The organism is Micromonospora coriariae, assembly GCF_900091455.1.
GTDB classification, from domain to species: Bacteria; Actinomycetota; Actinomycetes; order Mycobacteriales; family Micromonosporaceae; genus Micromonospora; species Micromonospora coriariae.
Genome location: NZ_LT607412.1, coordinates 5,741,618 through 5,754,419, shown reverse-complemented (window position 1 = coordinate 5,754,419; position 12,802 = coordinate 5,741,618). Strand labels below are relative to the sequence as shown.

12 protein-coding genes are annotated in these 12,802 nt (G+C 74.5%); 5 read left to right on the top strand and 7 right to left on the bottom strand.

Going from position 1 to position 12,802, the window contains the following annotated elements:
• Positions 1-19: 19 nt before the first annotated feature.
• The 5 genes from GA0070607_RS26660 to GA0070607_RS26640 all read right to left on the bottom strand — a co-directional run bounded on the left by GA0070607_RS26660 (position 20) and on the right by GA0070607_RS26640 (position 4,307).
• Entirely contained in the window at positions 20-958 is a 939-nt protein-coding gene (locus tag GA0070607_RS26660; protein WP_089020645.1) for a lysylphosphatidylglycerol synthase transmembrane domain-containing protein, read from the bottom strand.
• Positions 959-1,022: 64 nt separating this feature from the next.
• The gene (locus tag GA0070607_RS26655; RefSeq protein ID WP_089020644.1) at positions 1,023-1,847 is read right to left on the bottom strand and encodes a class I SAM-dependent methyltransferase; all 825 of its coding nucleotides are present in this window, start codon (positions 1,845-1,847) and stop codon (positions 1,023-1,025) included.
• The gene (locus GA0070607_RS26650; protein WP_089022121.1) at positions 1,844-2,920 is read right to left on the bottom strand and encodes a glycosyltransferase family 4 protein; all 1,077 of its coding nucleotides are present in this window, start codon (positions 2,918-2,920) and stop codon (positions 1,844-1,846) included. Before GA0070607_RS26650 ends, GA0070607_RS26655 begins: the two co-directional genes overlap by 4 nt.
• Positions 2,921-2,922: 2 nt before the next feature.
• The gene (locus tag GA0070607_RS26645; protein WP_089022120.1) at positions 2,923-3,321 is read right to left on the bottom strand and encodes a 6-pyruvoyl trahydropterin synthase family protein; all 399 of its coding nucleotides are present in this window, start codon (positions 3,319-3,321) and stop codon (positions 2,923-2,925) included.
• 2 nt (positions 3,322-3,323) lie between these two features.
• The gene (locus GA0070607_RS26640; protein WP_089020643.1) at positions 3,324-4,307 is read right to left on the bottom strand and encodes a zinc-dependent alcohol dehydrogenase; all 984 of its coding nucleotides are present in this window, start codon (positions 4,305-4,307) and stop codon (positions 3,324-3,326) included.
• 117 nt (positions 4,308-4,424) lie between these two features.
• On the opposite strand from GA0070607_RS26640, the gene GA0070607_RS26635 reads away from it, so the two are divergent.
• The 3 genes from GA0070607_RS26635 (at position 4,425) to GA0070607_RS26625 (ending at position 7,614) form a co-directional block, all read left to right on the top strand.
• On the top strand, positions 4,425-5,300 hold the full coding sequence (locus GA0070607_RS26635) for a CDP-alcohol phosphatidyltransferase family protein (RefSeq protein ID WP_089020642.1): 876 nt from the start codon (positions 4,425-4,427) through the stop codon (positions 5,298-5,300).
• The gene (locus tag GA0070607_RS26630) at positions 5,300-7,048 is read left to right on the top strand and encodes a sulfatase-like hydrolase/transferase (RefSeq protein ID WP_089020641.1); all 1,749 of its coding nucleotides are present in this window, start codon (positions 5,300-5,302) and stop codon (positions 7,046-7,048) included. The genes GA0070607_RS26635 and GA0070607_RS26630 overlap by 1 nt, the downstream gene beginning before the upstream one ends.
• Positions 7,049-7,191: 143 nt before the next feature.
• On the top strand, positions 7,192-7,614 hold the full coding sequence (locus GA0070607_RS26625) for an ATP-binding protein (RefSeq protein ID WP_157743274.1): 423 nt from the start codon (positions 7,192-7,194) through the stop codon (positions 7,612-7,614).
• 68 nt (positions 7,615-7,682) lie between these two features.
• Here the strand turns inward: GA0070607_RS26625 and GA0070607_RS26620 are convergent, their stop codons facing one another.
• Both GA0070607_RS26620 and GA0070607_RS26615 read right to left on the bottom strand, forming a co-directional pair.
• A complete protein-coding gene (locus tag GA0070607_RS26620) occupies positions 7,683-8,636 on the bottom strand; it encodes a cyclase family protein (RefSeq protein ID WP_231930388.1) in 954 nt (317 codons plus the stop codon).
• A gap of 81 nt (positions 8,637-8,717) precedes the next feature.
• Positions 8,718-9,311: a helix-turn-helix domain-containing protein gene (locus GA0070607_RS26615; RefSeq protein ID WP_089020638.1), complete on the bottom strand. Its 594-nt coding sequence runs from the start codon at positions 9,309-9,311 to the stop codon at positions 8,718-8,720.
• 74 nt (positions 9,312-9,385) lie between these two features.
• On the opposite strand from GA0070607_RS26615, the gene GA0070607_RS26610 reads away from it, so the two are divergent.
• A complete protein-coding gene (locus GA0070607_RS26610; protein WP_172899114.1) occupies positions 9,386-10,960 on the top strand; it encodes a bifunctional NAD(P)/FAD-dependent oxidoreductase/class I SAM-dependent methyltransferase in 1,575 nt (524 codons plus the stop codon).
• Positions 10,961-11,189: 229 nt separating this feature from the next.
• Positions 11,190-12,776, top strand: coding sequence for a coiled-coil domain-containing protein (locus GA0070607_RS26605; protein ID WP_089020636.1), 1,587 nt, complete (start codon positions 11,190-11,192; stop codon positions 12,774-12,776).
• The last annotated feature ends 26 nt before the right edge of the window (positions 12,777-12,802 follow it).

Here is a 12,802-nt window from a genome sequence, read left to right as displayed (position 1 = left end):
GTACCGTCTCACAACCGGCTCAACAGCCGCTACCGGAGGCGGCTTCCCGACCGGGAGCCGGAGTCCGAGCACGCCGGGCGAGCAGCACGGCGGCACCCGGCAGGCTGGCCACCAGCACCAGCCCACCGTAGACGGTGGCGGTGGCGATCCCCTCGGCCGCGGTGAGGCCGGCCGCCCCGAACACCCAGGCGGCCACTCCCTCGCGCGGCCCGAATCCGGCGATGTTCAGCGGCAGGCCCATGGCCAGCAGCGCGAGCAGGGTCAACGGAAGCAGCCGGGACAGCGGGGCGTCGGAGCCGGCGGTACGCGCCGCCACCAGGAAGGTCGCCAGGTGACCGGCGACCATCACGGTGGAGGCGACCAGCACGCCGAACCAGGTCCGCCGGGCCAGCAGGCCGGCCCGGACGTCCGCCACGGCGGTGCGCAGTCCTCGAGCCCAGCGCGACCGGCCGGCCCGCGGCAGGACCCGCGCCAGCAGCACGGCCGCCAGCCCAGCGGCGACCAGCAACGCGACGGCGGCCGGCAGGTACGGCTGTACCGGCGACGGGAAGGCGGCCAGCACCACCAGCGCGACGGCCACCAGAACCACCTGGCCAGCGGCACGTTCCCAGACCACCGCGCGGATGCCCCGGCTGACGTCACCGGCGTCCCGGCCGTGCCGTACCGCCCGGTGCACGTCGCCGAGCACACCGCCGGGCAGGGTGGCGTTGAGGAACACCGCCCGGTAGCAGTGCGCCACAGCGGTCGTCAGGGGCAGCCGCACGCCCAGGCCGCCAGCGACCAGGCTCCACCGCCAGGCCGCACAGACCGTGGTCAGCACGCCGATGAGCAGCGCCGCGGCCAACGCCGGCGCGTCGATCAGCCGCACCCCGGCGAGGAACGGGCCGCCGCCCACCTGCCACAGCAGGGTGGCGAGCAGACCCACCCCGCCGACCACTCGTGCCCAGGCCCAGAACATCGGCGCCGGTCCTCTCTGAAGATCGTCCACTTGACCTAGTGCACGTATCCAGGGCGCGAGCGGTTCATCCGCCGGCCAGGAGATCCCGGTGCTCGACGTGCACGCCGAGCCGCCCGGCGGCCGCGTCGGTGAGCCGGCGCTGGGCGTACGCCCGGGCCGGGCCGGCCAGTTCCGGGCGCTCGTCGCAGGCCGCGCCCAGCCAGCCCCGGAACCACTCGGCGGTCAGGTCGGCCTGGTCCGGGCCGAGCAGCCACGGGCTGGGCCGCTCCAGGACCGGGACGCCCCGGCGGGCGAACGCGGCGGCGGTGGCGGCGACGGCGTCCGGGCCGAGCAGCCGCCGGCCGTCGACGGTACGCCGCTGGTGGTCGTTGAACGCGGCCTCGACCAGCGTGTCCAACGGGTCGGCCGGGGTGAGCCGGACCCGCCCGGTGACCGAGATCGCGAACAGTGTGGGCCGACCCGCGTCGGCGCAGGCGGCGACGACCCGCTCGACCTCCTCGGCGGTCAGCATGTCCAGCAGTGCGGACGCGGTGACCAGCGCGCCGTCGGCCAGGTCGGCGGCGCTCAGTCGGGTGAGGTCGCCGCACCGGGTGCTGACCGTGACCGGTGCGCCGTCGGCGGCGGTGACCCCGGTCATGCCCTCGGCGGCCCGGGCCAGCAGGTCGGCGTCCCGGTCGTGCAGCACCCAGTGCTGGGGTCCGGGCAGCCGGGCCGCCAGCCAGCGGCTCATCGAGCCGGTGCCGCTGCCCAGGTCGTGGATCACTGTCGGAGCCTCGCCGGCCAGCCGGGTACGGACCACGTCCACCAGGTCCTCGGCGCGGGCCGCCGCGTCGGCGGGCTCGCGCAGCCGCAGCCAGTCGGCGAACGACAGGGTCTCCTCGACGGTCATGCCGCCACCTCCTCCAGCACGGCTGCCAGCAGCGCCGTGGTCACCGGCCAGTCGGTCAGGGTGTCCCGCCGGGCCAGAGCGGCACGCCGCAGCCGGGCGCGCAGCGTGTCGTCGCCCAGCCAGCGGGTCAGCGCGCCGGCCAGCGCGGCCGGGTCGTCCGGCGGAACCAGCAGCCCGGATCGGTCACCGCCGGGGGCCCGACCGAGCGCCTCCGACAGGCCGCCCACCTCGGTTCCCAGCACCGGCACGCCTCGGGCCAGGGCCTCGGTGACGACCATCCCGTACGTCTCGCCCCGCGACGGCAGCACCAGCAGGTCGGCGGCGGCATACGCGGCGTCCAGCGCGGCGCCGGTCAACGGGCCGGCCAGCCGGACCCGATCGGCGACGCCCGCCCCGGCGAGCCGCTCACGCAGCCGGTGCACCAGCTCCGGCTCCCGGGCGAGCGTGCCGGCGCAGACCAGCGTCCACGACAGCCCGGCGAGCGTGGACAGCGCGTCCACGAGAACGTCGTGTCCCTTGTGGTGGGTGACGGCCGCCACGCAGAGCAGCCGGCTGCCGGCGACCGAGCCGGGCGCCGCCGGAGCGGGCGTCACCCCCGGCGGCGCGGCCCGGACCCGGTCGGGCGGCAGCGGGTGCCGGTCCAGCAGCCGGCGGCGCGTCCACTCGCTGGTGGTGACGACCGCCCGGGCGGTGGCCAGCGCGCGGGCCTCGGCCTCGTCGTCCAGCGGCAGGTGCACCAGGACGACCAGGCGCAGCCGCCGGGCGTGCGGGGCGAGCAGGTCCGGAACGGTCGAGGCGATCAGGCCGTCGAGCAGCACCACTGCGTCATCCGGCGTGGTGGCCAGCAGGCGGGCCAGCTCCGCCCGCTCGGCCGGGTCGGGGTGCGGCCAGGCGCCGGGCAGCGAATGTTCGTGCACCGACCAGCCCCGCCCGCCGAGCCCCGCGCAGATTCGCCGGTCGTAGAAGTTGCCGCCGCTGGGCGTGGCCGGATCGTCGATGTCACCGGGTAGGACGACATGCACCGCACGGCCGGGCGTAGCGGGCCGGTCGACCGGCGTCGCCCGGCCCGCCACGATCACAGCGCCCGCTCGTAACTGGCCCAGGCGACGTGCGACTCGTGCAGGGTGACCGTGATGCCGACCAGCTCGCGCGCCCCGTCGCCCAGCTCACCGGCGTGCACCCGCTCGGCGAGCCGGTCGGCGACGGTGCGGGCCAGCACCTCGGTGGTGGTGTTCACCCCGGCGAACGCCGGCTCGTCGTCGAGGTTGCGGTAGGACAGCTCGCCGACCACGGCGCGCAGCTGCTCGGTGGCCAGGCCGATGTCGACCACGATGCCGTCGGCGTCCAGGTCGGGCCGGCGGAACGTCGCGTCCACCACGAAGGTCGCGCCGTGCAGGCGCTGGGCCGGGCCGAACACCTCGCCCCGGAAACTGTGGGCGATCATCATGTGATCCCGAACGGTCACGCTGAACACGGTCACTCCCCGTCGTCGTAGGTGATGAGGTGGCAGAGCGCGGCAAGGTCACCCGTGCTCAGTCGAGCGAGGACGTCGGGCAGCTCCTCGAACTGGGACGCGCCGGTGATCAGCGCGTCGAAGGCCGGATCGTCGAGCAGGTCCAGGGCGAGCGCCAGCCGGTCGGTGTAGCTGCGCCGCCCCCGCCGTACGGGCGCGACCATGCCGACCTGGCTGCTGCGCACGGTCAGCCGCCCCGAGTGGAACGCCCCACCGAGCGACACCTGCACCGGGCGGTCGCCGTACCAGCTCAGCTCGATCACCGTACCCTCCGGCGCGAGCAGGTCCAGCGAGCGTTGCAGACCGTCGGCGGTGGCGCTGGCGTGCACGACCAGGTCCCGGTCGCCGGCCGCGTCGGCCGGTTGGGCGAATCCCACGCCGAGCGCGCCCGCCACCCCGGCGCGGCGGGCGTCGGTGTCGACCAGTTCGACCCGCACGCCGGGAAAGCGGGCGAGCAACGCCGCGACGCAGCAGCCCACCATGCCCGCGCCGACCACGCTGACCCGGTCGCCGACCAGCGGCGCCGCGTCCCACAGCGCGTTCACGGCGGTCTCCACCGTGCCGGCGAGCACCGCGCGGGCGGGCGGCACGTCGTCGGGCACCGGCACCACCGCGGTGGCCGGCACGACGTACGCGCTCTGGTGCGGGTGCAGGCAGAAGACCGTGCGCCCGAGCAGCTCCGGTGGGCCCTGCTCGACCACCCCGACGCTGAGGTAGCCGTACTTCACCGGGCCCGGGAAGTCGCCCTCCTGGAAGGGCGCGCGCATCGCGGCGTGCTGGTCGGCGGGCACCCGGCCGGTGAAGACCAGCGTCTCGGTGCCCCGGCTGACCCCCGAGTAGCGCGCTCGGACCAGCACCTCGTCGGGGCCCGGGACGGGCAACGACACCGGCCGGATCTCCGCCGCGCCGGGCTCACGCACCCAGCAGGCGTACGCCTCGCGGATCACCGTCGCGCACCTCACCTTTGCTCCCGGCCGAACCGAACGGCCACGTTTTCCGTGTTCCCTGTCGGGGTCGTCGATCATAAACACGGAGGTACGGTGCCCACGGTTCGAAGTGGTCCGATGATCGGGCTGAGCGCGCAACTGGTCGTGTTGGCGGTGCTGGCCGCAACGGTGGGGCTGGATGGCGCAGGCTGGCTGGTCGGTACCGGCTACGCGGTGGTCACCTGCCTCGCGTTGAGCCGGGGCCTGCACCGGGCCGGTGCGTCCCGCCTGGGACCGGCCGACCGGGTGACGCTGACCCGGGCCGTCCTGGTCGGCGCGGTCACCGCGCTGGTGGCGGACTCGTTCGGCCGGACCGCGCCGGTGGGGTTGCTGGTCGCGGTGAGCGCGGTGGCGTTGCTGCTGGACGCGGTGGACGGGCAGGTGGCGCGGCACACCGGCACGGTTAGTGCGCTCGGCGCCCGCTTCGACATGGAGGTCGACGCGTTCCTGATCCTGGTGCTCAGCGTGCACGTCGCGCCGGTCGCCGGCGACTGGGTGCTGGCCATCGGCGTGATGCGGTACGCGTTCGTCGCGGCGAGCGCGGTGCTGCCCTGGCTGGGCGGGTCACTGCCGCCGCGGTTCTGGCGCAAGGTGGTGGCCGCGGCGCAGGGGGTGCTGCTGGCGGTGGCCGCGGCGGGGGTGCTGCCCGATCCGTGGACCACGCTGGTGCTGGTGGTGGCGTTGGCGCTGCTGGTCGAGTCGTTCGGCCGGGACGTGGCGTGGTTGTGGCGGCGCCGACCGGTGTCCCGGCGGGCCCTCCCGATGCCGCCCGCGCCGGTGCGGAACGCGCCGCCGGTGCCCGCCCCGGTTTCCGGGCCGGTGGCGCTGCCGACTCTGCTGCCGGTGGTCGCGCCGTCCACGGTGGCGCTGCCGCCCATGCTGCCGGTGCCCGCTCCCGCGCGGGCGATGGCGGCCCGCTCGGGCGGTACGGTCCACTCCGACTGGAGGCTCTGATGACCTTTTCCGCCCGGGTACGCCGGCTCGCCGGCCGGTTCCGTTCGCGCCCCCCTGCCCCGGGCGGGGTGTCGGCGCGTACTCCCGGGGTGTCCGCCGCGGCCGGGCGCGGCCCGGCGCGGCGGGTGGCGGGCGGGGTGGGCAGCGCGCTGGCGGTGCTGCTGGTGTTCGCCGTGCTGGTCGGCCCGGACCGGCTCGGCCTGCTCACGCCGGGCGCCTTCCTGCGCATCCCGCTGGAGGGGCTGCTCGTCGCCGCGCTGCTGCTGGCCCTGCCGGCGCGGACCCGGCGGGTGGCGGTGGCCGTGGTCGGGCCGCTGCTCGGCCTGCTCGCCATCGTGAAGCTCGCCGACCTGGGCTTCCGTACGGCTCTCGACCGGCCGTTCGACCTGGTGCTGGACTGGCTGCTGCTGGACGACGCGTTCGGTTTCGTCCGTGACTCGGCCGGTCGGGCCGGCGCGGTCGGCGCGGCGGTCGGCATCCTGTTGCTGGTCGGCGCGCTGCTGGTGGTGCTCACGCTGGCGCTGCGGCGGTTGGCGTCGCTGCTGGTCCGGCACGAGCGGGTGGCGACCCGGGCGGTGGCCGCGCTGACCGTCGCGTGGGTGGCCTGTGCCGTCGTCGGGGTGCGCGTCGTACCGGGTGTGCCGGTGGCCGACGCCGGAACCACCGCGCTGGTCGGCGCCCACGCGACCCAGGTGGACGCGCGGCTGCACGACCGGGAGGCGTTCGGTGCGCAGATCAACGCCGACCCGTTCCGCGACACCCCGGGCGACCAACTGCTGACGGGGCTGCGCGGCAAGGACGTCATCGTCGCGTTCGTGGAGAGCTACGGGCGCGACGCGGTGGAGGACCCGGAGCTGGCGCCGCAGGTCAACGCGGTGCTGGACGCCGGAACGGAGCGGCTGCGCACGGCCGGGTACCACGCCCGCAGTGGCTTCCTCACCTCCCCCACCTTCGGCGGCGGCAGCTGGTTGGCGCACGACACGCTGCTGTCCGGCCTGTGGACGGACAACGAGCGGCGACACCGCACCCTGCTGGCCAGCGACCGGCTCACCCTCAACGGCGCGTTCCGCCGGGCCGGCTGGCAGACCGTCGGCGTGTTGCCGGCGGCCACCCAACCGTGGCCGGAGCAGGGGTTCTTCGACTACGACCGCTACTACGACACGGAGGCGCTCGGCTACCGGGGACCGAAGTTCAGCTACGCCCCGATGCCCGACCAGTACACGTTGTCGTTCTTCCAGCGGCGGATCCGGGCCGGCGCGGACCGCCCGCTGATGGCGGAGATCCCGCTGATCTCCAGTCACTCGCCGTGGACGGCGGTGCCCGAGATGATCGGGTGGGACGAGGTGGGCGACGGCTCGATCTACCACAGCTCCGCGGTCGACGAGGACAGCGGCGACGCCGACGACCGGAACGCCGGCCAGATTCGCGGCGGGTACCGCAAGGCCATCGCGTACTCGCTGGAGACCCTGATCTCCTACGTGCGGACCTACGGGGACGACGACCTGGTGCTGGTCTTCCTCGGCGACCACCAGCCCGCCCCGGTGGTCACCGGCGAGGGCGCCAGCCGGGACGTGCCGATCACCATCGTCGCCCACGATCCGGCCGTGCTGGACCGGGTGGCGGGCTGGGGGTGGCAGGACGGCCTGCGGCCCGGTCCGGGGGCGCCGGTATGGCCGATGGACACCTTCCGGGACCGGTTCCTGACCACCTTCGGGCCGTCCACACCGCCGATCGCCGCGCCCCGCTGAGCGCCCGGGACCTGTGCCGGGCACCCTCACCCGTTTCACCTCAGCAGACCCCGGGTAGTGCCGATCACTACGGGAGCGTCCCGCCCCTGGGTGTGACACACGAGTCCGGCGCGGTCACGCACGGGCTGAGGAGGAACTGCGCGATGCGCGTGGCCATGACGCTGTCACTCCCGCGACAACCGTCCTCGGTGACCCGCGCCCGCCAGGTACTCACCACCCTGCTGAACCTCACCGACGCCGCCGAGGACTCCCGTGGCCACCTGGCCGTCCTGATCACCGAAGCATGCGCCAACGCGGTGGTGCACGCCGACCCGGACAGCACAGTCGACATCACCATCATCATCGAGAACGACGTCTGCCTGCTCGAGGTCGGCAACCGCGGCCGTGCCCCCGATGGCGCCGGACTCGACGCTGAACTCCCCGCCCCGCTCACCGTCGGCGGCCGTGGACTGCCCTTGATCGCCGCGCTCGCCGACACGGCGGCCTTCGTCGCCGGGCCACCGGACCAGGTGCTGCTACGCATCACCAAACACCTCACCGAGGTACGCACAGCACCGGTCCGATGACCGGAGACGCACGCCGGCTCCCCGCCCTCAACCACGATCAGACGCGCCAGGCGCAAGACGGCGAGCGGTCAGAATGTGGCGATCGGGTTGACCGGGCTGCCGGACGTACCGGCGAAGCGGACCGGCGCGACTGCGAGCTGGAAGTCCCACTGGTCGAGCTCGGCAGCCGTTGTCGCGCAGGCCTCCAGGTCGCAGTTGTCGAGCAGCCACAGACCCATCGCGACGAGGCTCACGGCGTGGACCGGCATCAACACGTCGTCGTACCCCGACGGCTGAACGTCCTGGGGGGTGTCAGCGCCGATCAGCGCCACCCCCCGTTCTTGCAGCCACGGCAGGCAGGACGCGTGCCAGCCGGCCTGCGTGAAACCGTGGGCCGCGCCGTTCTCGTGCCGGAAGCGCCCGTAGCCGGTCCGCAGGAGTACCGCGTCGCCGGGTCGCACCTGGACACCCTGGCGACGCTCGGCCTCCTCGAGATCGTCGGGAGACACCCCCTGCCCCGGCTCCAACCACGCCACGTCGCGGGCCGCCGCGACGTCGAGCAGGACACCACGCGTGACGATCCCGTTCGCGGCCGCCGTGACGGCTGCCCACGCCGAGCCCGTTGCGGCGTCGACCAACGAGTGCGACCGCCCGTTGTACATCGTGCCGTCCCAGAAGATGTGGCACGGCGAGTCGAGGTGGGTGAGGGTGTTGCCGTGGAACGAGATGCCGAGCCGCTCGGACGAGAAGCCCCAGCGCCGGTCGGCGTGGAAGGCGGGCGGCATGTTCTCCGCACCCGGCATGTCGGCGGTGCACGGGCACGTCGTCGTCGACCGCTCCATGTCTCCCGGTGCGGCGACCTCCCATGCGCAGGACACGCTCCTGCCGTGCCGCACGGCCCGCGCCGCCGCCAGCCGGACGTCGTCGGTGATGTGGTTCAGCGTCCCGAGCTGGTCGTCGTCGCCCCACCGTCCCCAGTTGGACAGCGTGTTGAAATACCCGAGCACGTCGTCCTGTGTGGGCATCGGTCGCTCTGCCGTCATCTGAGCATCGACTCCTCCGGTCACGCGCTTCGAAGCACCGCAGGTAAGGTAGCCCGCCCTCCCGGGTGACCCGCCAAGGCCCTATCCCCTGTCGGACGCGGCAGGACGGGCGCGGACGTGCAGCCGCTCCCCCTGCGGCCCGAAGAGGTTGAGGACCTCGGTGGTGCCGGGGCCGGGGTTGTAAACCCGGTGCGGGACTCGGGTGTCGAACTCGGCCACCTCGCCCGGGGTGAGCGTCAGGTCGTGCTCTCCGAGCAGCAGGCGCAGGCGGCCGGAGAGCACGTAGATCCACTCGTACCCCTCATGGGTCTGCTGGGTGTGCTCCCCGGTGGGGGTGTTGGGCGGGAGGATCTGCTTGAACGCCTGCACGCCACCCGGTCGGCGGGTCAACGGCAGGAACGTCACGCCGTGCTGGACGATCGGCTTGGGGTGCACTCGCGGGTCGCCGGTGGCCGGGGCGTCCACCAGCTCGTCCAGCGGCACCTGGTAGGCGCGGGCCAGCGGGAGCAGCAGCTCGAGGGTCGGCCGGCGGCTACCGGATTCCAGCCGGGACAGGGTGCTCACCGAGATGCCGGTCAGCTCGGCGAGTTGGGCCAGCGTCGTACCCCGCTGGTGGCGCAGGGCACGCAACCGTGGGCCGACCGCGGCCAGCGCCGCACTGTCGTCGTTTGCCATAACGGCAAGGATAGTTGCCACCTGGCCGGTGTCGGCGGATGGTGGGCTCAGCCGACGAGCAAGGGGAGATTCCGGTGGACGAGACATATGACGTGGTGGTGGTGGGCGGTGGCGCGGCGGGGCTCAGCGGAGCCCTGGCGCTGAGCCGGGCCCGACGGTCGGTGCTGGTGATCGACTCTGGCGAGCCGCGCAACGCGCCGGCCGGCCATGTGCACAACTACCTGGCACGGGAGGGAACGCCTCCGGCCGAGCTGCTCGCCGCCGGGCGTGCCGAGGTGGCCGGGTACGGCGGGAAGTTCCTGGACGGGCGGGTCGAGGCGGTCACCCGGGACGACGACGGGTTCCACCTCGGCCTCGACGACGGGCGCGAGGTGCGGGCCCGTCGGCTGCTGGTGGCCACCGGGCTCACCGACGAGCTGCCCGACGTGCCCGGGGTGGCGCAGCGGTGGGGGCGCGACGTGCTGCACTGCCCGTACTGCCACGGGTGGGAGGTCCAGGACCGGCGGATCGGCGTGCTCGCCACCGGTCCACTGGCCGTGCACCAGGCCGAGATGTGGCGGCAGTGGAGTTCGGACGTGCTGCTCCTGCTGCACGACGCCCCGGCGCCGGACGAGGAGACCGCCGAGCGGCTCGCCGCCCGGAGCATCGCCGTGGTGCCCGGGCCGGTGGCCGGGCTGGAGGTCACCGGCGATGCGCTGACCGGCGTCCGGCTCGCCTCCGGCCGGGTGGTGGCGCTCGACGCCGTGGTGGTGACGGCGCGACCGGTGGCCCGCGCCGGAATGCTGGTGGGGCTGGGTCTGGCTCCGGAGGAGGTGACGATGGGCGGGCACGTGATCGGCACCCAGATCCCGGCCGACGCCACCGGGGCGACGACCGTCCCGGGCGTGTGGGTGGCCGGCAACGTGGCCGACGTCCGCGGCCAGGTCATCGCGTCCGCCGCGGCCGGCCTCACCGCCGGGGCGGCGATCAACGCCGACCTGATCGCCGAGGAGACCCGCGACGCGGTGACCGCGTACCGGCAGGTCCTCGCGACGGCCTTCGAGGAGCCGGCGTGGGAGGAGCGCTACCGGTCCCGGCCGGCGGTGTGGAGCGGCCGGCCGAACCCGCAGCTGGTCACCGAGGCCACCGATCTGGTCCCGGGCCGGGCGCTCGACGTGGGCAGCGGCGAGGGCGCCGACGCGGTGTGGCTGGCCGAACGCGGCTGGCGGGTGACGGCGGTGGACATCTCCACCACCGCGCTGAGCAGGGCCGCCGGGCACGCCGACGCTGCCGGCGTCGGCGAGCGCATCGAGTGGACGCACGCCGACCTGCGCGAGAAGCCGCCCGCCGAGGAGGCGTACGACCTGGTGTCCGCGCAGTTCATGCACCTGCCACCGGCGCAGCGGCGGGAGCTGTTCGCCCGGCTGGCCGCCGCTGTGGCGCCCGGCGGCACCCTGCTGATCGTCGGGCACCACCCGTCGGACCTGTGGACGTCGGCGCACCGGATGCACCTGCCGGACATGATGTACACCGCCGAGGACGTGGCCGCCGCACTGGACCCGGCCCAGTGGGAGGTGCGCACCGCCGAGGCGCGTCCCCGCCCAGCCACCGACCCGGACGGCAAGAACATCACCCTGCACGACGCGGTCCTGGTAGCCCGCCGCCGCTGACCCCCTCCCACCGCGTCGATCATGGAGTTGTGGTGGATCACAAGAGCCGCGGATCAGGGTCTTCCGGGCACCACGACTCCATGATCGACCGAGGAAGGGAGGGCCGGCCGGACAGAGACGGGGCGGGACTTCGCACCGGGCCGCCTCGGCGGTAGCGTTGCGCCACACTCACGGCCCGCGGGGCGGTAGACCGCCGGCCCTGGCGCCCCGATCGTACGGAGGATGGTGCATGTCCATCGGCGCTGAGCCGCTCGCAGCACGCGACGACGCGGCCTCGCGGCCGAGCTTCGAGCTCACGCTGCGCGGCTACGACAAACGCCAGGTCGACCGGCACCTGGAGCAGCTCGACGGTCAGATCGCGATGCTGAGCGGAGAGCATGGGCGCTCCGCCGTCCGGGTCCGTGAGTTGACCGCCGAGGTGCAGCGGCTGCGCGCCGAGCTGGCCGAGCTGCGCGACCAGCCGGTGCAGGTGGACCGCGCTTCGTTCCAGGATCTGGGCCCGATGGTCGGCGAGATCCTGGCCCTCGCGGAGAAGCAGGCCGCCATGATCAACGATTCCGCCACGGACCTGGCCAACGAGCTGCGCGCCGAGGCGGAGCGGATCCTCGCCGACGCCCGCGAGCGGACCGCGCAGGCGCGCCAGGATCTGGCGGAGGAGCTGGCGGCGCGGCGGGCCGAGCAGGAGCAGGCGCACGAGGAGCGGCGCAGCGTGGCCGAGGCCGAGCTGACCGCGATCCGGGAGCACGCGGAGCAGCTGCGCGCCGACGGTGAGGCCGCGCACGAGCGCGCCCAGAACGAGGCGAAGCGGATCACCGAACAGAGCGCGCAGCAGCTCAACCAGACCCGGGTCGCCGCCGACGCACTGATGAAGTCGGCCCGCACCCAGATCCAGCAGGAGCTCCAGGCGGCCCGGGCCAAGAGCCAGCAGGAGCTGGCCCAGTGGCAGGCCGGCATCGAACGCGACGTCAACGACCGCCGGAGCGCCGCCGAGCAGGAGATCGCAGAGCAGCAGGCGGCCGCCGAGCGGGAGCTGGCCGAGCAGCGCAGCGCGACCGAGCAGCAGATCGCCGCGCTGCTGGCCGAGGCGCAGCAGCACGTGACCGACCTGCGCAACCGGGCCGACGAGCAGGCCGCCACCCACCAGGAGCAACTCGCCGCCCTGCAGAAGGAGATCGAGGAGCGCCGGCAGGAGTCGGCCCAGCTGCACGCCGAGTTGGAGGCCGCCCAGCAGCAGCTCGCCGAGGTGCGCGAGGAGGGCGAGACCCTGGAGAACGAGCTGTCCCGGGTGCAGCAGCGGCTGGGCGAGGTCCGTCGGGACCTCACCGCCGAGAGCGCTCGGCTGGACGAGGCCCGGCGCGCCGGAGACTCCGCCGAGCGGCACGCCAAGGACGTCCGCGCCCGGGTGCAGCGGGAGGCGAAGCGGGTGGCCGACCTGGCCGCCGCCGCCGTCATGGCCGCCGCCGCGGGCGGTACGGAGACCGCCGAGTACCCGATGGTGGGCACCCGCTCCAGCGTCGAGCGGCCGGGTGCCGAGCGGACCGACGTGGAGCCGGTGGGTGGTGAGCGGCCGAGCGCCGGTCGGCACGGCGAGCGCGTGGACCGGCCCGGTGGCGACCAGTCCGGTGCGGAACCGGGCGGCACCCCGTCCACCACGGACGAGCCGGCAGCGGCTGCCGACCGTACGGCCGCCGCGGAGGGACCCACCGGCGACGCCGACCCGACCTTCACGCGACCCGGCGACACCGCCGAACCGACGCCCGTGCCGTTCCTGCCCTTCGGGCAGCCGGTCAGCGAGAACGGCGCCGCCCGGCACTGAGCTCGCGGCGGGCCCGGCGCGGAGGT

Excerpts from the sequence above, each read along its gene's own strand:
- GA0070607_RS26660 (WP_089020645.1), bottom strand. The coding sequence starts at position 958 with ATGTTCTGGGCCTGGGCACGAGTGGTCGGCGGGGTGGGTCTGCTCGCC.
- GA0070607_RS26655 (WP_089020644.1), bottom strand. The coding sequence starts at position 1,847 with ATGACCGTCGAGGAGACCCTGTCGTTCGCCGACTGGCTGCGGCTGCGC.
- GA0070607_RS26635 (WP_089020642.1), top strand. The coding sequence starts at position 4,425 with ATGATCGGGCTGAGCGCGCAACTGGTCGTGTTGGCGGTGCTGGCCGCA.
- GA0070607_RS26630 (WP_089020641.1), top strand. The coding sequence starts at position 5,300 with ATGACCTTTTCCGCCCGGGTACGCCGGCTCGCCGGCCGGTTCCGTTCG.
- GA0070607_RS26625 (WP_157743274.1), top strand. The coding sequence starts at position 7,192 with ATGCGCGTGGCCATGACGCTGTCACTCCCGCGACAACCGTCCTCGGTG.
- GA0070607_RS26620 (WP_231930388.1), bottom strand. The coding sequence starts at position 8,636 with ATGACGGCAGAGCGACCGATGCCCACACAGGACGACGTGCTCGGGTAT.
- GA0070607_RS26615 (WP_089020638.1), bottom strand. The coding sequence starts at position 9,311 with ATGGCAAACGACGACAGTGCGGCGCTGGCCGCGGTCGGCCCACGGTTG.
- GA0070607_RS26605 (WP_089020636.1), top strand. The coding sequence starts at position 11,190 with ATGTCCATCGGCGCTGAGCCGCTCGCAGCACGCGACGACGCGGCCTCG.